Origin of the sequence: Frigoribacterium sp. PhB24 (assembly GCF_003755185.1) — a bacterium.
Classification (GTDB): domain Bacteria; phylum Actinomycetota; class Actinomycetes; order Actinomycetales; family Microbacteriaceae; genus Frigoribacterium.
In genome coordinates this window covers 535497-553565 of sequence record NZ_RKIC01000009.1, presented here as the reverse complement: position 1 = coordinate 553565, position 18069 = coordinate 535497, and the positions used below count along the sequence as shown (strand labels likewise).

Below are 18069 nucleotides of genomic sequence, written 5' to 3'. Positions count from 1 at the left end.
CGCGGCGGGTGGGTGACGTCCCGCCCGCGGCGGGATCGGAGTGCTGACCGTGCGGACGCTGACCGCTGGTGATGAGCCTGCTGTGATCGCGTCGAACACCGCGTGTCCTCGTCGTCGGGAGCGGCAGAGTGACCCCTGGGTGGTCGCCACCCCGCTCCTCCGCCGAAAGAAGCTCTCGCATGAACTGGTTGCTGTCGGTCCCGTTGCTGTCGTCGACGGTGCTGGTCGTGGTCGACGTCGTCGTCGCACTGGTCGCGATCGGACTCCTCGTCCGTCCGCGGACCCGCCGGACGTGGTGGAGGTGGGTCGCCCTCGCGGTCCTCGTCGGTGCCGGACTGGGGGCCGTCGCCACATGGTGGCTCGGCGACGTGCGCGACGTGCTGGGCCTGTCGCCGACCTGGGTGGACCGCCTCTGGGTCGCCGCGGTGCTCGCCGGCCTCGGGATCGTCGTCGTCAACCTGTTCCGCACCCGGTGGTGGCGGAAGCTCGTGGCCGTGCTGGCCGTCCTGGTGTTCGCCCTGGCGGGTGGCCTCGCCCTCAACCGGGACGGCAGCGTGTACCAGGACCTGTCGCAGGCGCTCGGCCAGGACGAGGTGCCGGCCCTCTCGGTCACCACCACCGCGCCTCCGTCCGCGGACACTGCCTCGACGGAGTTCGACCCGACGCTCTGGTCGATCTGGAAGGCTCCCGCCGACCTGCCCGCCACCGGTCGGTACGGCAGCGTGTCCATCCCCGGGACCGTCTCGCACTTTCCGGCACGTGACGCCATCGTCTACCTGCCTCCGGCGGCCCTCGTGGCGAATGCTCCGGCCCTCCCGGTGATGATCATGATGTCGGGACAACCGGCCGAACCGAGCTCGGTGGTCACGGCCGGGCACCTCGTCGAGACGCTGGACGGCTTCGCGGCGAAGAACCACGGTCTCGCGCCGATCGTCGTCGTCCCCGACCAGCTGAGTGCCGACGCGCACAACCCGATGTGCGTGGACGGGGCCCTGGGCAACAGCGCCACCTACATCACCACCGACGTGGTCGACTACATGACGAGCCACTTCCACGTCGCCTCGGGCTCGAGGGCGTGGACGGTCGGCGGGTTCTCGCAGGGCGGCACCTGCTCGATCCAGTTCGCCGCGGGTCGACCCGACCTGTTCTCGACCTTCATCGACGTGTCGGGTGAGCTCGGCCCCTCGATCGGCGACGAGAAGACCACGATCGCCGAGGGCTTCGCCGGGAACCGAGCCGCCTACGAGGCCGCCCGACCCCAGGCGATCATGACGCAGCACGGGCCCTACGCGGACACCGCGGCGTTCTTCGCCGTCGGCGCCACCGACGGTCGGTACGGTCAGATCATGACGGTGAACTCCGCGGCCGCGGCGAAGGCGGGCATGGCGGTGACGCGCTACGTGTCACCGGGCAGCGGACACGACTGGACGACCGCGAGCAACGGATTCGCCCACGGCATCGGGCAGTTCTACCCTCGCCTCGGCCTCAGCGAGTCGGTGCAGACCCCGTGAGCGTCGAGGTGGCCGAGGCCGGTCCGGGCGCGTCGACACCGCCCACCCCCCACGATCCGGGGCGTGCACGGCGGGTCATGGCCGGCCTGGCGACCCGCATCGTGACGTTCGTCAGTGCCCGCCCCGTGAGCCTCACCGTCGCGCTGTCGCTCATCGTGCTGGCATTCGCTTCCGGCAGTGTGACGCACGCCCCGAGCGAACGCTTGCGCGATCTCGTCGGAGCAGGACTCGATCCCTTCGAGGACCGCAGGTCATGGTTGCTCGTCTTCGGCTCGGTCTTCGTCGCCGGCGGCCCCACCCAACTCGTCCTCGCCGTGATCGGCGTGCTCGTGCTCGTCGGCGCGGCCGAGCGCCGGATGGGCTGGGTCCGCACGGTCGTGGCCTACCTGGTGACGGCCGTCGTGGCGACCGGTGTCGGCGTCACGGTGCAGGCCCTCGGGCAGGCGGTCGGCGAGACCTGGGCCCTCGAGGTGGCCGCCGAGTCCACCTTGCACCCGTTCACACCCGCCCTCGGCACGATCATGGCCGCCAGTGCGTTCTTCGGGCCGCTCTGGCGACGCCGCATCCGGTTGGTCGGGTTCTCGGTCGTGCTCGCCTTCGTGCTCTACGACGGACACCCCTCGGGTCTCTACGCCCTCCTCGGCGCCCTCGTGGGGCTCGCGCTCGGGGTGGTGCTGGCCGATCGCCGGGCCGAGCGCGGATGGCTGCGCAGCTCCCACCACGAGGTGCGGCGTCTCGCGTCGACCATCGTCGCGGTGACGGCGGTGGGCCCCGTCCTGACCCTGCTCGCCCGCAGCCCGATCGGTGCCCTCTCGCCCCTCGGCATGCTCTTCCGAGACGTCCTGCCGGGCCGGTCGCTCTCGGCCGCCTGCGCCGCCGCGGGACGAGGTGCTCCCGACCGGCACGTGCCCCCGGTCGGGGCGTGCGCGCGCGCCGCCGCCCTGGCGGGCATCGACACCCTGCCGACCGTCCTGCTCAGCCTGTTGCCGCTGGTCGTGCTGCTCGTCAGCGCCTGGTACCTGCGGCGGGGCCGGCGTCTCGCCCTCGACGTGGCCGTCGCGGTCAACGGGCTGCTCGCCGTCTTCGCCGGTCTCTACTACGTGGTCCTGCCCGTCACCACCGATCCGGTCGTCGACCGACCCCGTCACGTGGTCGAGAGGGTGGTGCTGGCGGCCCTGGCGGTCGCCGTGCCGGCAGCCGTCGCCGTCGGGCTGTTCCTCCTCCGCCGTCACTTCGGCATCGGGGCCGAAGGAGCGCGACGCCCCCGGTACGCCTTCGTCGTCGTGGTGTCGGGGCTCGTGCTGGCGGCGACCTTCGCGGCCGCCGGGTGGGCGGGGCGCGCCTCCTTCGTCCCGGCGATCGGGCCGCGGACCTTGCTGCTCGACGTACCGGAGCGCTTCGTGCCGGTCGGGTTCGTCGGGCTGACGCGCATCGGGCCGGTACCCGACGGCGGGGTCGTCCGGGCCGCGTTCGAATGGGTGGGTCCGCTCTGGTGGCTCGTCGTGCTGGTGGGGCTCGTGGTGGCGGCGGCCCGGCCGGGCGACGTCCGTCCCGATGCGGCACGCGCGCAGGTGCGAGAGATCGTGCACCGCGGGACGCCGGGAACGCTGTCGCACATGGCGCTCTGGGAGGGCAACCAGTACTGGTTCTCGGCCGATGGTCGCGCGGTCGTCGCCCATCGCGTCGTCGCGGGCATCGCCATCACCACGGGCGAGCCCCTGTGCCCTGCCGACCGTATCCCCGAGGTCACCCGCGAGTTCGCCCGCTGGTGCGACGACCAGGGTCTCACCCCGGTCTTCTACAGCGTGAGGGGCGAGCTCACGCCCCTCTACGACGAGATGGGCTGGGCGACCCTGCCCGTCGGCGAAGAGACGGTACTGCACCCGGCCACCTTCGCCATGACGGGCAAGAAGTGGCAGGACGTCAGGTCGAGCATCAATCGCGCGACGAAGAACGGCATCCGTGCCGAGTGGACCCGGTACGCCGACCTCCGTCCCGCCGTGGCCCGGCAGATCGGCGAGATCAGCGAGCAATGGGTCGCCGAGAAGAACCTGCCCGAGATGGGCTTCACCCTCGGCGGGGTCGACGAGTTGAAGGACCCGGACGTGGCCCTGGTGCTCGCCCTCGACGAGGACGACTCGGTCCAGGCCGTGACGAGCTGGCTGCCCTCGTGGAGCGATGGCGAGGTCGTCGGCTGGACGCTCGACTTCATGCGACGCCGACCCGACAGCATGAACGGCGTCATGGAGTTCGTCATCGCCTCGTCGGCCCTCGCCATGAAAGAACAGGGCGTCGAGTTCCTCAGCCTGTCGGCGGCACCGCTCGCGACCAGCGGATCGCCCGAGGGCCCGGCGACGCAGACCGAGCGCGTGCTGACCTTCCTCGGACGCGTGCTCGAGCCGGCCTACGGGTTCCAGACCTTGCTCACGTTCAAGAAGAAGTTCCAACCCGAGTTCGTGCCGCTCGTCATGGCCTTCCCCGATCCGGTGCAGTTGCCGGCCATCGGCACGGCGCTCGGCCGCGCGTACCTGCCCGACCTGTCGGTCGGTGCGGTCGTGCGGCTCGTCCGCACGGTCGTCTGACCCGGTGGCCTTCCGAGGAGCGCGGTGCCGGAAGCCGACGACCCGCGCCTCCTCGGTCGGTGCTAGCCTCGTCACGTGTCCACCGGCCTGCTCCTCCTTAGCTGCCGCGGCGAGTCCTGACCCAGGCCCCCCTCGTCGCGGAGTTCGTCGTCGGCCGACACCCCCGCGAAGAGCAGCCCCTCGAGGGCGAGAGAGACCACAGGACATGAAGAACGCACAACAGCCGTCGGCCATGCCGATCCACAAGTACCGGCCCTTCCACGAGCAGATCGCCGTCGACCTGCCCGACCGGACCTGGCCTTCGAAGCGCATCACCGAGGCTCCGCGCTGGTGTGCCGTCGACCTGCGAGACGGCAACCAGGCGCTGATCGACCCGATGAGCCCCGAGCGCAAGCGCATCATGTTCGACCTGCTGGTCGGCATGGGCTACAAAGAGATCGAGGTCGGCTTCCCGAGCGCCTCGCAGACCGACTTCGACTTCGTGCGCAGCCTCATCGACGAGGGTGCCATCCCGGACGACGTGACGATCCAGGTGCTGACCCAGGCGCGCGAGCACCTGATCGCCCGCACCTACGAGTCGATCGCCGGCGCCAAGCAGGCCATCGTCCACCTGTACAACTCGACGAGCGTGCTGCAACGCGACGTCGTGTTCCGCACCGACCGCCAGGGCATCGTCGACATCGCGCTCGAGGGCGTGCGCCTCTGCCTCGAGGCCGAGAAGACCGTCCCCGAGACGGCCGTCTACTACGAGTACTCGCCCGAGAGCTACACCGGCACCGAGCTCGACTTCGCGCTCGACATCTGCAACCAGGTGATCGAGGCGTTCGACGCGACGCCCGCGCGTCCCGTGATCATCAACCTGCCGGCGACCGTCGAGATGGCGACCCCCAACGTCTACGCCGACTCGATCGAGTGGATGCACCGGCACCTGGCCCGTCGCGACAGCGTCATCCTGTCGCTGCACCCCCACAACGACCGGGGCACCGGCATCGCCGCTGCCGAGTTGGGCTACCTGGCCGGCGCCGACCGCATCGAGGGCTGCCTCTTCGGCAACGGCGAGCGGACCGGCAACGTCGACCTCGTCGCCCTGGGCATCAACCTGTTCACCCAGGGCATCGACCCGCAGATCGACTTCAGCGACCTCGACATGGTCAAACGCACGGCCGAGCACTGCAACCAGCTGCCCGTGCACGAACGCAGCCCCTGGGCCGGCGACCTCGTCTACACGGCGTTCTCGGGCTCGCATCAGGACGCCATCAAGAAAGGCTTCGAGGCCATGGCCGCCACCGCGGCGTCGCGGGGCGTCGAGGTCGACGAGCTCGAGTGGGCCGTGCCGTACCTGCCGGTCGACCCGAAAGACCTGGGTCGCAGCTACGAGGCGGTCATCCGGGTCAACTCGCAGTCGGGCAAGGGCGGCGTGGCCTACCTGCTCAAGGCCGACCACGCCATCGACCTGCCGCGCAAGCTGCAGATCGAGTTCAGCGGGGTCGTCCAGTCCCGCACCGACAGCGAGGGCGGCGAGATGACGAGCGCCCACATCTGGTCGATCTTCCAGGACGAGTACCTGCCCGCCGACGCCGCCGACGACAAGTGGGGTCGCTTCGAGCTGACTCGCACGAGCACCTCGAGCGACATGTCGGGTCAGACCACGCTCGACGTCGACCTGCGGGTCGGCGAGACGGTCGAGTCGACCTCGGCCCGCGGTACCGGACCGATCGCGGCGTTCATCGCCGTGCTCGCCGAACAGGGTGTCCAGGTGAAGCTGTACGACTACGTCGAGCACACGTTGAGCGCCTCGGGCGACGCGCAGGCCGCCGCCTACGTCGAGCTCGACGTCGACGGCACCCGGCTCTGGGGCGTCGGCATCGACGCCGACATCTCGACGGCCTCGCTCAAGGCGGTCGTCTCGGCGGTGAACCGTGCCATCCGCACGACGACCGACGTGAGGCAGCTCGCCTCCGTCTGACCGACCCGTTCCGATCCGCCCCCGGTGCCCTCGGCGCCGGGGGCGTCGTCGTGCCGCCGGGTGCGGGCAACTCCTGCCTGGTGTCGCACGGGGGCGCGGGTGCACGGCCTGGCGGTGTGCGCCGGCGCAGAATGCAGGAGTTGTCGACGCGGGCGCCGGAGGTCGTCACGGGTGGCGAGCCTCAGCGGCGGGGACGAGCCCCGGAGGCCGAGGTCAGCGGGGCCGGCGCCAGCGGGGGAGCCGGCTGAGGGCGCGCTGCTCGGGCAGGGTCCACCCGAATCGCACCGCCAGCATGCGGATCACGAGCGTGATCGACGTCCCGGCGATCGCCGACACGGCCACGGGTGCCCCGAGCGTCACGGCCACCACGAGCACGATGGTGCCCCCGGCCGCGGCCACGGCGTAGAGCGACCCCACGTGCATCATCGCGATGGTCAGGTTCATCAGCAGGTCGCGCAGCACCGATCCGCCGACGGCCGCGATGACGCCGACGAACACGGCGGGGATCTCGGGAAGTCCGAGCGAGAGCGCCTTGGTCGACCCGATCGCGCCGAGCAACCCGATCGTCAGGGCGTCCAGCACGGTGATGACCCCGGCGAGTCGGGTGAAGACCCGTTGCAACGCCATGCCGACGATCGCGGCGGCGACGGCGACCAGCAGGTACCAGTTGCTCGTCATCGCGCGCGGCACCTCGCCCAGCAACACGTCGCGCAGCACGCCGCCGCCGAGCCCGGTGGCGATGCCGATGATGGCGATGCCCAGCAGGTCGAGACGACGGTCCTTGTACTCGGACGCGAACATGGCGCCCTGCAGGCTGCCGATGCCGACGGCGAGGAGGTCCACCCACAGGGGTACGGCGAAGGCTGTGGCGTGCACCTGACGTTTGTACCACGCGTGGGATGCTTGGCAGGTGCCCGTCTACCGTGATGAATGCGTCGTGCTGCGCACCCACAAGCTGGGTGAGGCCGACCGCATCCTCACGATGCTCAGTCGCAACCACGGCAAGATCCGGGCCGTCGCCAAGGGGGTCCGGCGAACGGCGTCGAAGTTCGGCGCGCGGCTCGAGCCGATGATGGTCGCCGACCTGCAGCTCTACGAGGGCCGCTCGCTCGACATCGTGCAGCAGGCCGAGTCCCTGGGCTCGTACGGTGCCGTGATCGCCGGCGACTACGAGAGCTACACCGCCGGCAGCGTCATGGTCGAGACGGCCGACAAGCTGACCGAGGCCGAGGCGGGACTGCAGCAGTACCTCCTGCTCGTCGGGGCTCTCCGCTCCTTGTCGAGGCACGAACACGAGCCCCAGCTCACGCTCGACTCGTACCTCCTGCGCGCGCTCAGCATCGCGGGTTGGTCACCCAGCTTCGGCGAGTGCGCCGTCACCGGCGCACCCGGGCCGCACTCGGCCTTCGTCGTCCAACTGGGTGGGGTGGTGGCCGACTCGCACGCCCCTCCCGGCGCGCCGCGGTTGACGCAGGAGGCGCTGGCCCTGTTGGGCGCGCTCCTCACGGGGGACTGGGATCACGCCGAGGAAGCCCCCGACGCGACCCGCAACCAGGCGAGCGGCGTGGTCGCCGCGTACACGCAATGGCATCTCGAACGCGGACTGCGATCGCTGCAGCACGTCGACCGGGTGCCCGGAAGAGAGAGACCGTGAAGAAGACCCATCGCGACGCCGTCGATTTCCGCCCGCTCGACTGGACCGGTGTCCATCCGCCGACGATGCCGAGGGGCGCCGTGCCCGAGCACGTCGCGATCGTGATGGACGGCAACGGCCGCTGGGCCAACGGGCGGGGGCTCACCCGCGTCGAGGGGCACAAAGCGGGCGAGATGTCGCTGCTCGACGTGGTCGCCGGAGCGATCCAGATCGGCGTGAAGCACCTCAGCGTCTACGCGTTCTCGACCGAGAACTGGAAACGCTCGCCCGACGAGGTGCGCTTCCTGATGGGCTTCAACCGCGACGTGCTGCACCGCCGGCGCGATCAGTTGAACGCCTGGGGCGTGCGGGTCAGGTGGGCCGGGCGGAAGCCCCGGCTGTGGGGGTCGGTCATCAAAGAGCTGCAGTTCGCCGAGGAGCTGACGAAGGGCAACGACGTCCTGACCCTGACGATGTGCGTCAACTACGGCGGGCGGACCGAGATCGCCGACGCGGTGCGGTCCATCGCGGACGACGTCGCCGCCGGTCGGCTCAAGCCCTCGGCCGTCGGCGAGAAGCTGATCCAGAAGCGGTTGTACGCGCCCGACCTGCCCGACGTCGACCTCTTCGTGCGCAGCTCGGGCGAGCAGCGCACCAGCAACTTCATGCTCTGGCAGTCCGCCTACGCCGAGATGGTGTTCCTCGACCAGCTGTGGCCCGACTTCACACGTACCGACCTGTGGCAGGCCGTCGAGACGTACGCCTCGCGCACGCGCCGGTTCGGGGGAGCGGTGGACGCCCCGACCCCGGCCTGACGGGAAGCCCGTCAGAACTGGATGTTCGCGCCCAGGAAGATGCGCTCGGCGGGCCACAGGAACTGCAGGGTCAACGGCCCGTCACCCGCCCGGTGGAACCATGCGTTGGCGAAGACGGTCGACTCGCCCGGCAGCAGGTACCACGTGGCGCTGTCGGCCGGGAACTTCGAGTCGAGAGACGTCTCGTAGCCGAGCTGGGTCAAGAGGTCCTGTCCGGCGAAGACGTCCTGCGTGGCCAGGTCGTTGCCGTAGGACGAGTAGTCGGCGCTGAGGTCGGTGAGGTCGAGGCGGCGCTGCGAGTTGTTCGTCAACACGTACGCCGTGACCTCGACGTCGGTGCCGGCGGGGTAGGGGTCGGTGCCGTCGGGGCGCGCGTAGATCGAGGGGGCCGTGGTGGTGAGCTCGCCGACGCCGTAGACGTAGATGGTGAGGTCTTTGTAGTTGACCTGGTTGAGCAGCGTGCCGCCCGGTGCGAGCGCGTCGGGCTGCGAGCCCGTGCCCCCGCCCGTGCCGGGCGCGCCCGTCACCTGGGGCTGGGGGGCGCCGGTGCCGCCGGTGCCCGGAGTCGACGCCGATCCGCCCGCACCCACCGGCGTCAGGTCGTCGAGGCTCGGGAAACACCCGGTGAGCCCGACGAGGGCCAGCACCGAGACGGCGACGCCGACGGTCAGTCTTCTGCGCACGACCTGCACCCCTCCCGATTCGTCGTCCAAGCCTAACCCGCTGTCGTGGACGGCTCGGCGTGCCGGACCGGCACGAGCCCCAGCGCGTCGCCGTCCACCTGCCCGAAGGCGTCCAGGACGGCACGCACGCTCGGCACACGGTCACCACCGCGCCCGTGGACGACGTGCACCACGCGGGCGAGCCCTTCGTCGAGCTCGACCACACGTACCCCGGGAGGCACGGCAGCGGACACGAGGGAGAGCCCTGGCAGCAGGGCGACGCCGAGCCCCGCCGCGACGAGCCCGAGCACGGCCAGCGCGTTGTCGGTCTCGAGCACGATCTCGGGTTCGAACCCGGACGCGGCGCAGGTGGCGAGCAGGTGACCCCGGCAACGGGGGCACCCGCCGATCCAGCGCTCGTGCGCCAGGCCCGCGAAGTCGTCGCCCCGGGTGAAGGCGTGCGCCGAGGGCACGGCGAGCACCGTGCGGTCGACGAAGGAGGCGCGGTGCAGCAGCCCGTCCAGGTCGCGTTCGCCCCCGGGGCCGCCCCCGTGGTGGAAGGTGACCGCCACGTCGGCCGAGCCGTCCCGTAGTCGTGCCAGCGCCTCCGGCGGTTCCGCCTCGACGTAGTCGACCGTCAGGCCGGGGTGCCGGTCGCGCAGACGGGACAGCACGTCGGGGACGATCGTCGACGACGCGCTCGGGAACCCGGCCACCGTGACGCGGCCCATGGCGACGCCGCCCAGGTCGTCGAGGTCCTGCCGCGCGGCGTCGAGGGCGGCCTGCACGTGGACGGCGTGCGCGGCGAGTCTCTGCCCGGCCTCGGTCAGGGCCACGCCGCGGCCGGCGCGCAGCACGAGCGGCTGGCCGACCTGGCGTTCGGCACGACGCAGTTGCTGGCTGACGGCGGGCTGGCTGTAGCCGAGCAGGACGGCCGCCGCGGTGATGGTGCCGGCGTCGGCGACGGCGCGGACGACGCGCAGAGACGCGAGGTCGAGTTCGTCGGTCATGCTCGAATCATAAGCAGAGGTGATGCTCGACCTCAGACACTGGCGGTTGTCCCAGGGTCCCGTCGGGTCGAGCCTGGGACCATGACCACGCCGCGTACCGACCTCTTCGTCCCCGTCCCGGGCTACCTCGCGGCCTGCACCATGGGCCTGCCGCTCCGTTCCACGCTCGACGCGATGCGCACCGACCTCGACCGCTGGGAGTCCGGGCGGGCCGGGCCCGTCACTTACGGCGCCGTCGTCGAGGAGGCGCGCGCGGCCTTCGCCCGCCTGGCCCGGGTCGACGTCGGCCGCGTCGCCATCGCGTCCCAGACCTCCTCGATGGTCGCCGTGATCGCCGCCTCCGTACCCGACGGTGCCGAGGTGCTCGTGCCCACCGGCGACTTCAGCTCGATCGTCTACCCCTTCGTGGTGCAGGAGGCGCGGGGCGTCCGGGTGCGGAGCGTCCCGCTCGACGAGGTGGCCGGTTCCGTCGGGCCCGACACGCACCTGGTGGCCTGGTCGGCCGTCCAGTCCGCCACCGGCGAGGTCGCCGACGACGCGGACATCGTCGCCGCGGCGGCCCGCCACGGAGCGCTGACGCTCTGCGACCTCACGCAGGCCGCGGGTGTGCGGCCCGTCGACGCCTCGCGCTACGACGCCAGCGTCACGCACGCGTACAAGTGGTTGTGCTGCCCGCGCGGGGTGGCGTTCCTGACCCTGGGAGACCGGCTGCGCCGTCACATGGTGCCGTCCCAGGCGGGGTGGTACGCCGGCGCCGACGTGTGGGCGTCGTGTTACGGCCCCGAGATGAACCTCGCCACGGATGCCCGGGCGTTCGACGTGTCACCCGCCTGGCAGGCCTGGGCCGGGGCGCTGCCCGCCCTCGAGACGTTCGCCGGGCTCGACGCCGACGAGACCTGGGCGCACGCGACCGGGACGGGCGACGCGCTCTGCTCGCGGCTCGGGCTCGAGGCGCAGGGCCGCGCGATCGTGACCTGGGCCGATCCCGACGGACGCGACCAGCGCCTCCTCGGCGACGCCGGCCTGACCGTCTCGGGGCGCGCCGGTCGCGTCCGCGTCGCGTTCCACCTCTGGAACGACGAGAGCGACGTCGAGGCGGTCGTGGCCGCGCTCGGCCGGTGACGCTCCGCCGCTAGAGTTGCCGGGTACCTCGACCGACCGGGCATCCAGCTCGGGCCTCAACACATCGGAGCATCACACGTGGCAGCACCCAACCGTCTCGATTCCGTCATCGCCCTGGCCAAACGCCGCGGCTTCGTCTTCCAGTCGGGAGAGATCTACGGCGGTTCGCGCTCGGCCTGGGACTACGGGCCCCTCGGAGTCGCTCTGAAGGAGAACATCAAGCGCCAGTGGTGGCAGACCATGGTGCAGGGCCGCGACGACGTCGTCGGTCTGGACTCCGCGGTGATCCTGCCGCGTCAGGTGTGGGAGGCCTCGGGCCACGTCGAGGTCTTCAGCGACCCGCTGGTCGAGTCGTTGCACACCCACAAGCGGTACCGCGCCGACCACCTCCTCGAGGCGTACGAGGCGAAGCACGGCCACCCGCCCGAGAACGGCCTCGCCGACGTCCGCGACCCCGACACGGGCCAGCCCGGCTCGTGGACCGAACCGCAGAACTTCTCGGGCCTGCTCAAGACCTTCCTCGGTCCCGTCGACAACGAGCAGGGCATGGCCTACCTGCGACCCGAGACGGCGCAGGGCATCTTCACCAACTTCGACAACATCCTGCAGTCGTCGCGCATCAAGCCGCCGTTCGGCATCGGGCAGATCGGCAAGAGCTTCCGCAACGAGATCACGCCCGGCAACTTCATCTTCCGCACGCGCGAGTTCGAGCAGATGGAGATGGAGTTCTTCGTCGAGCCAGGCAGCGACGAAGAATGGCACCAGTACTGGATCGACCAGCGGTTCCAGTGGTACGTGGACCTCGGCATCGACCCAGAGAACCTGCGTCTCTACGAGCACGCCGCCGAGAAGCTCTCGCACTACTCGAAGCGCACCGTCGACATCGAGTACCGCTTCCGCTTCGCCGGTGGCGAGTTCGGCGAGCTCGAGGGCATCGCGAACCGCACCGACTACGACCTCAAGACCCACGCCGCCGCCTCGGGCAAAGACCTCACCTACTTCGATCAGGCGAAGAACGAGCGTTGGACCCCGTACGTCATCGAGCCCGCGGCCGGCCTGACCCGCTCGCTCATGGCGTTCCTGGTCGACGCGTACACCGAGGACGAGGCGCCCAACGCCAAGGGCGGCGTCGACAAGCGCACGGTGCTGAAGCTCGACCGCCGTCTGGCACCGATCAAGGTCGCCGTGCTGCCGCTCAGCCGCAACGAGCAGCTGTCGCCCATGGCTCGCGGGCTCGCGGCCGACCTCCGCAAGTACTGGAACATCGACTTCGACGACGCCGGTGCCATCGGCCGTCGCTATCGCCGGCAGGACGAGATCGGCACGCCGTTCTGCGTCACCGTCGACTTCGACTCGCTCGAGGACGACGCCGTCACCGTCCGCGAGCGCGACACCATGGCCCAGCAGCGCATCCCGCTGGCGGGGCTACGGGCGTACCTGGCCGAGCAGCTGCTCGGCGCGTAACCGCCACCGGGGCGGGGCCGAACCCGGCCCCGCACCGCGCGGTCCGGCGCCGGCGCCGCTCCGGCACCGGCACCGGCGTCGGCGCCGCTCCGGCACCGGCGTCGGCGCCGCTCCGGTCCCCCTCCGCCGCGCCGACCCGTGCCGTGCCTTCCGGTGTCTTTCGTGGCACCCGCGCCGTGTCGGCAACTCCTGCCTCGTGCAGCGGCGGAGGCCGAGCGACCGGCGTCTCGTCCGGTCGCCAGACGGGATGCAGGAGTTGCCGACCTCGGCGGCCGGGGTCGCGAGTCGGTGCTCGCCCCCAGGCTCTCGCGCGGCCGGGTCATCCCCAGTGGCGCGGTGGTGCCCCGTTCTCGTCGGCGTCGCTCGGCACGCTGTGGGGCATGACCACGATCGCCGAACTCGTCTCCGCCGCCGGCGGCCTGCTGCACAAGCGTGACCTCGTCGCGCTCGGTGCGTCGGACCGCCATCTGACCGTCGCCGTAAGGTCCCGCACGGTGCGTCGACCCCGCCGTGGCTGGTACTCGACCTGGCCCCGAGACGACCCTCGGTTCGTCGCCGTCGCGGTGGGCGGCCGACTCACCGGGGCAGCGGCGCTCCATCAGCTCGGTGCCTGGTCGTGGCGGCGCCCGACCATCACCGTCTCCGTGCCCGAGACCGCGTCACGGCTCCGGCGGCGTCCGGGTGTCCGCGTCGTGTGGGACCCGGTCGAGCTCGAGGGCCGAGGCACGACCTGGTCCGTGGACCCGCGAGACGCCCTGGCCCGGGCGGTGGTCGAGGCGGGGTCGCTCGAGGACGCGGTCATCCTGGTCGACTGGGCCCGCGCCGCCGGCATCGTGACCGACGACTCGGACGCCGCCGAGGTCCTCGCACGGAAGCGTGCCGACGCCGCGGGACTGGTGGCCTGGAGCGACGGGGGAGCCGAGAGCATCCTCGAGTCGGCGGCCGGAACGCGTCTGCGACGCGCCGGGCACCACGTCGTGCGGCAGGTCCCGGTCGGTGACACGGGCAAGATCCTGGACATGCTCGTCGACGGGGTCGTGGGCCTCGAGACCGACGGTCGTGCGCACCACGAGAACCGGTTCGACCAGGATCGTCTCAAGGACGCCGACATCGCCCTCGTCGGACATGTTCCGTTCCGGGCGGGCACCATCATGGTCCGTGACCTGTGGGCCCGTACCTCGGCTGCCGTCGAGGCCCTCGTCACCACGGCGGGCGGACCGAGACCGGCGTCACGTGTCGGCAACTCCTGCCTGCCGCGCGTGCTCGGGCCGCGGGGTCGTCGGACGTGGCGGCTCGCCGTCCCCGGGCGCCGCACGGGGCAGGAGTTGCCGACACGGGGGACGCGGGTGAGCGATGCGGGCGAGGCACGGGGAATGACGGTGGTCGGGCGCACGTTGGGAGTGCCGTGACCGTAGACTCCGCCTCCCCGTCCGCGACCGTCAAGGTCGACATCTGGTCCGACATCGCCTGCCCGTGGTGCTTCATCGGCAAGCGTAAGTTCGAGGAGGCCGTGCGACGCTTCGGCGGCCCCGTCGAGGTCGAGTACCACTCGTTCGAGCTGTCGCCCGACACCCCGGTCGACTTCGAGGGCGACGAGGTCGACTTCCTCTCGAAGCACAAAGGAATGCCCGCCGACCAGGTCCGAGGGATGCTCGGCACCGTCGCGGGGATCGCGGCCGAGGTCGGTCTCGCCTACGACTTCGACCGTCTCCAGCACACGAACACCGTCAAGGCGCACGAGCTGCTGCACTTCGCCAAGGCGAACGGCCGTCAGGTCGAGATGAAAGAACGACTCCTCCACGCGTACTTCGAGGAGGGTCGCCACGTGGGCCGCGTCGACGACCTCGTCGTGCTGGCCGGTGAGGTCGGTCTCGACGAGAAGGAGGCGCGCGCGGCCCTCGAAACGGGGCGTCACCTCGACGACGTGCGCGCCGACCAGGCCCAGGCGCAGGCGTTCGGCATCACCGGCGTCCCCTTCTTCGTCCTCGACGGCAAGTACGGCATCTCGGGAGCCCAGGCCCCCGAGGCCTTCGTGCAGGCCCTCGAGCAGGTCGCCGCCGAGGTGGCGCGGTGAGTGGGGCCGTCGGGTTCGGGGCGACATCGCCCTCCACTCCGTTCACCATGCTCGGCTCGTCCGACGCAGTCGCATGCGTGGGGGACTCCTGCCTCGTCGCCCCGCCGGGCATTCTCGGTGCGTCGACCGACGGGTCCCCGGACGACGAGCCCGGGAGGCGCGGCGTCAGTCGCTGATGTCGCCCACGGTCGCGTCGTACCCGGCGATCAGGGCGTCGGCCTCGACGAAGGCGCTGAAGCCGTGGGCTCCGGCCCCCAGGGCGACGCGCCTCCCGACGATGCGGGAGTCCGCGACGACCGGCCAGGCGGTCGAACTGCCCAGGGGGGTGATCGTGCCCCGCTCGTACCCGGTGGCCTCGAGGGCCACCTCGGCGCTCGGCATCGACAGCTTGTTGACGCCGACGACAGCCCGGAGCCTCGCCCACGAGATCTGTCGGTCACCCGGGACCAGCGCGAACAAGAACGACCCGTCGTGTCTCTTGACGACGAGGCTCTTCACGATGTCCGACGGCTGCAGTCCGAGCGAGGTAGCCGCCGCCTCGAGCGAGTCGGCCGCCGGACGGGCCACGATCTCGACCTCGAGGCCTCGCGCGGCGGCGTCCGTGCGCACCCGTCCCGTGCCGTCCAGCGGCTCTGGACCGCCCCCGGCCTCCGCGTCGTCCACACCACTCGTCAGCCCGCCGTCGCTCATGGGAGAATCGTAACGATGTCCACCACCACCCTGCCCTCGCGCGGTCTCTCGATCGGTCCGATCGACGTGGCCTCTCCGGTCGTGCTCGCCCCCATGGCGGGCATCACCAACACGGCCTACCGCCGCCTCTGTCGCGAATACGGCGCGGGGCTCTACGTGAGCGAGATGATCACGAGTCGCGCGCTGGTCGAGCGCACGCCCGAGTCGATGCGTCTGATCCAGCACCACGAGTCCGAGACCCCGCGCAGCATCCAGCTCTACGGCGTCGAGCCCAACACGGTGGCCGAGGCGGTCACCATGCTGGTCGCCGAGGACCGTGCCGACCACATCGACCTCAACTTCGGCTGCCCGGTCCCCAAGGTCACCCGCAAGGGCGGCGGTTCGGCCCTGCCCTGGAAGATCGGCCTCTTCCGCGAGATCGTCGAGGGCGCGGTCAAGGCCGCCGGAGACATCCCGGTCACCGTCAAGATGCGCAAGGGCATCGACGACGACCACCTCACCTACCTCGAGGCCGGTCGCGCCGCGCAGGGCGCCGGGGTGGCGAGCATCGCGTTGCACGCCCGCACGGCGGCCGACTTCTACTCGGGCACCGCCGACTGGTCGGCGATCGCGACCCTGAAGCAGACGATCACCGACGTGCCGGTCCTCGGCAACGGCGACATCTGGTCGGCGGCCGACGCCCTCCGCATGGTCGACGAGACCGGCTGCGACGGCGTGGTCGTCGGCCGGGGCTGCCTCGGTCGCCCGTGGTTGTTCGGCGATCTCGCCGCGGCTTTCCGTGGTGAAAACCTCAAGGCCGAGCCGACCCTCGGCGAGGTGGGTCGGGCCTTCCGGCGCCACGCCGAGCTCATGGTCGAGTTCTGGTCGGGCGACGAGGGTCGGGCCTGCCGCGACATGCGCAAGCACGTCGCCTGGTACTTCAAGGGCTACCCCGTGGGCGGAGAGGTGCGTGCCGCTCTCGCCCTCGCCGACTCGCTGCAGCAGATCGACGACCTGCTCGCCACGATGGACCCCGACGAGCAGTACCCCGGCGAGGCCGCCGAGGGGCCGCGAGGTCGCGCCGGCAGCCCCAAGCGTCCGGCCCTGCCCGACCGGTGGCTCGAGAGCCGCGACCTCGACGAGGCCTTCAAGGCCGAGCTCGCCGCCGCCGAACTGCACCACAGCGGCGGCTAGGCACGCCCGTCCGCGAGATCCCTTCCCTTCCCGACCGAGAGGCCCCGGTGTCCACCGAAGCCCTGCCGAGTGCCGCCCCCGGGTACGACCCCGCCGACTCCGAGCGATGGTTGCCCGAGCAGCACTCCAATCGCCGCAGCGACTTCGCCCGTGACCGGGCGCGCCTCCTGCATTCCAGTGCGCTGCGTCGTCTCGCGGCGAAGACCCAGGTGCTGAGCCCGACCGCCGGCCTCGACTTCGCCCGCAACCGGTTGACGCACTCGCTCGAGGTCGCGCAGGTCGGTCGAGAGCTCGCCACGAGCCTGGGTCTCGACCCCGACGTCGTCGACACGGCCTGCCTGGCGCACGACCTCGGGCACCCGCCGTTCGGGCACAATGGCGAGCGAGCGCTCAACGAGTGGTCGACCGACATCGGTGGTTTCGAGGGCAACGCGCAGACCCTCCGGCTGTTGACCCGCATCGAGCCCAAGGTGATCGACGCGACGGGTCGCAGTTTCGGCTTGAACCTGACGCGGGCCAGCCTCGACGCCAGCTGCAAGTACCCGTGGCCCACGGCTCAGGGCATCCCCGATCCGGGCGGCCGCATGAAGTTCGGTTTCTACGACGACGACACGGCCGCGTTCGAGTGGCTGCGCCGGGGCGCTCCGCGTCGACGGCGGTGCGTCGAGGCCCAGGTGATGGACCTCAGCGACGACATCGCGTACTCGGTCCACGACTTCGAGGACGCCGTGGTCAACGGCTACGTCGACGTCGCCGCGTTGGGGGCCCGGGTCGACCACGACTCGTTGGTCACGGCCATGCACGAGTGGGTCGGTGGCGAGTTGAGCCGCGACGAGCTGACCGAGGCCTTCGACCGATTGCAGGCGCTGCCCTTCTGGCTCGAGTCGTACGACGGGAGCCGGTTCGCCCAGGCCCGCCTCAAGAACCTCACGAGCCAGCTGATCGGCCGTTTCGCCGGGTCGGCCACCCAGGCCACGCGCGAGTCCTATCCCGGCGACGCCTTGATGCGGTTCGGCGCCTCGGTGGTCGTCGCCCCCGACGTGATCGGCGAGATCGCCGTGCTGAAGGGCATCGTCGCCGCGTTCGTCATGACCCGCGACAACCGGCAGCCCATCTACCTGCGTCAGCGCGAAGTGCTGACCGGCCTCGCCGACGCGCTCTGGCAGTCGGGCCCGTCCGAGCTCGACCGGGGTTTCGCGGCCGACTGGGCTTCGGCGGACGACGATGCCGCGAGGCGTCGCGTCGTCGTCGACCAGGTCGCCTCCCTGACCGACCAGAGCGCCATGGCCTGGCACGATCGGCTGACCGCCGGCCGGTAGGGCCGACCGGCCGCCGTCAGGGCACGACGCCTCGAGGAGGCGCGGGTC

At 71.2% G+C, this 18069-nt stretch carries 15 protein-coding genes; 11 read left to right on the top strand and 4 right to left on the bottom strand.

Annotated features, from left to right (window positions below):
* Positions 1–179: 179 nt before the first annotated feature.
* The 3 genes from EDF50_RS03115 (at position 180) to leuA (ending at position 6059) form a co-directional block, all read left to right on the top strand.
* Complete coding sequence (locus EDF50_RS03115) at positions 180–1511, top strand: esterase family protein (protein ID WP_123518009.1); 1332 nt, start codon at positions 180–182, stop codon at positions 1509–1511.
* Positions 1508–4093 (top strand): bifunctional lysylphosphatidylglycerol flippase/synthetase MprF, encoded by a 2586-nt coding sequence (locus EDF50_RS03110; RefSeq protein ID WP_148076745.1) that lies wholly within the window; start codon positions 1508–1510, stop codon positions 4091–4093. The genes EDF50_RS03115 and EDF50_RS03110 overlap by 4 nt, the downstream gene beginning before the upstream one ends.
* 205 nt (positions 4094–4298) lie before the next feature.
* A complete protein-coding gene (leuA, locus tag EDF50_RS03105; RefSeq protein ID WP_123518006.1) occupies positions 4299–6059 on the top strand; it encodes a 2-isopropylmalate synthase in 1761 nt (586 codons plus the stop codon).
* Between the two features lie 213 nt (positions 6060–6272).
* Here the strand turns inward: leuA and EDF50_RS03100 are convergent, their stop codons facing one another.
* A complete protein-coding gene (locus EDF50_RS03100) occupies positions 6273–6935 on the bottom strand; it encodes a trimeric intracellular cation channel family protein (protein ID WP_233570281.1) in 663 nt (220 codons plus the stop codon).
* A 34-nt stretch (positions 6936–6969) separates the two neighbouring features.
* Between EDF50_RS03100 and recO the strand changes: the two genes are divergently transcribed.
* The gene (gene recO / locus EDF50_RS03095) at positions 6970–7713 is read left to right on the top strand and encodes a DNA repair protein RecO (RefSeq protein WP_123518004.1); all 744 of its coding nucleotides are present in this window, start codon (positions 6970–6972) and stop codon (positions 7711–7713) included.
* On the top strand, positions 7710–8507 hold the full coding sequence (locus EDF50_RS03090; RefSeq protein WP_233570280.1) for an isoprenyl transferase: 798 nt from the start codon (positions 7710–7712) through the stop codon (positions 8505–8507). The genes recO and EDF50_RS03090 overlap by 4 nt, the downstream gene beginning before the upstream one ends.
* An 11-nt stretch (positions 8508–8518) precedes the next feature.
* Here the strand turns inward: EDF50_RS03090 and EDF50_RS03085 are convergent, their stop codons facing one another.
* Positions 8519–9190 carry a hypothetical protein gene (locus tag EDF50_RS03085; RefSeq protein ID WP_148076744.1) on the bottom strand — a complete coding sequence of 224 codons (672 nt, stop codon included), beginning with the start codon at positions 9188–9190 and terminating at the stop codon, positions 8519–8521.
* Between the two features lie 32 nt (positions 9191–9222).
* Entirely contained in the window at positions 9223–10179 is a 957-nt protein-coding gene (locus EDF50_RS03080; RefSeq protein WP_123517999.1) for a LysR family transcriptional regulator, read from the bottom strand.
* 81 nt (positions 10180–10260) lie between these two features.
* Between EDF50_RS03080 and EDF50_RS03075 the strand changes: the two genes are divergently transcribed.
* From EDF50_RS03075 to EDF50_RS03060, 4 genes are all read left to right on the top strand, one after another.
* Positions 10261–11301, top strand: coding sequence for an aminotransferase class V-fold PLP-dependent enzyme (locus tag EDF50_RS03075; RefSeq protein WP_123517997.1), 1041 nt, complete (start codon positions 10261–10263; stop codon positions 11299–11301).
* 78 nt (positions 11302–11379) lie between these two features.
* Complete coding sequence (locus tag EDF50_RS03070) at positions 11380–12765, top strand: glycine--tRNA ligase (protein ID WP_056045637.1); 1386 nt, start codon at positions 11380–11382, stop codon at positions 12763–12765.
* Between the two features lie 380 nt (positions 12766–13145).
* Entirely contained in the window at positions 13146–14174 is a 1029-nt protein-coding gene (locus EDF50_RS03065) for a glycyl-tRNA synthetase (protein WP_123517995.1), read from the top strand.
* Complete coding sequence (locus tag EDF50_RS03060) at positions 14171–14839, top strand: DsbA family protein (RefSeq protein ID WP_123517994.1); 669 nt, start codon at positions 14171–14173, stop codon at positions 14837–14839. Before EDF50_RS03065 ends, EDF50_RS03060 begins: the two co-directional genes overlap by 4 nt.
* Positions 14840–15004: 165 nt before the next feature.
* Here EDF50_RS03060 and EDF50_RS03055 read toward each other — a convergent pair whose 3' ends face one another.
* Positions 15005–15529, bottom strand: coding sequence for an aminoacyl-tRNA deacylase (locus EDF50_RS03055; RefSeq protein ID WP_123517992.1), 525 nt, complete (start codon positions 15527–15529; stop codon positions 15005–15007).
* A 15-nt stretch (positions 15530–15544) separates the two neighbouring features.
* Between EDF50_RS03055 and dusB the strand changes: the two genes are divergently transcribed.
* On the top strand, positions 15545–16702 hold the full coding sequence (gene dusB / locus EDF50_RS03050; protein ID WP_123517990.1) for a tRNA dihydrouridine synthase DusB: 1158 nt from the start codon (positions 15545–15547) through the stop codon (positions 16700–16702).
* Between the two features lie 47 nt (positions 16703–16749).
* The gene (locus EDF50_RS03045; protein ID WP_123517989.1) at positions 16750–18021 is read left to right on the top strand and encodes a deoxyguanosinetriphosphate triphosphohydrolase; all 1272 of its coding nucleotides are present in this window, start codon (positions 16750–16752) and stop codon (positions 18019–18021) included.
* Positions 18022–18069: the final 48 nt, after the last annotated feature.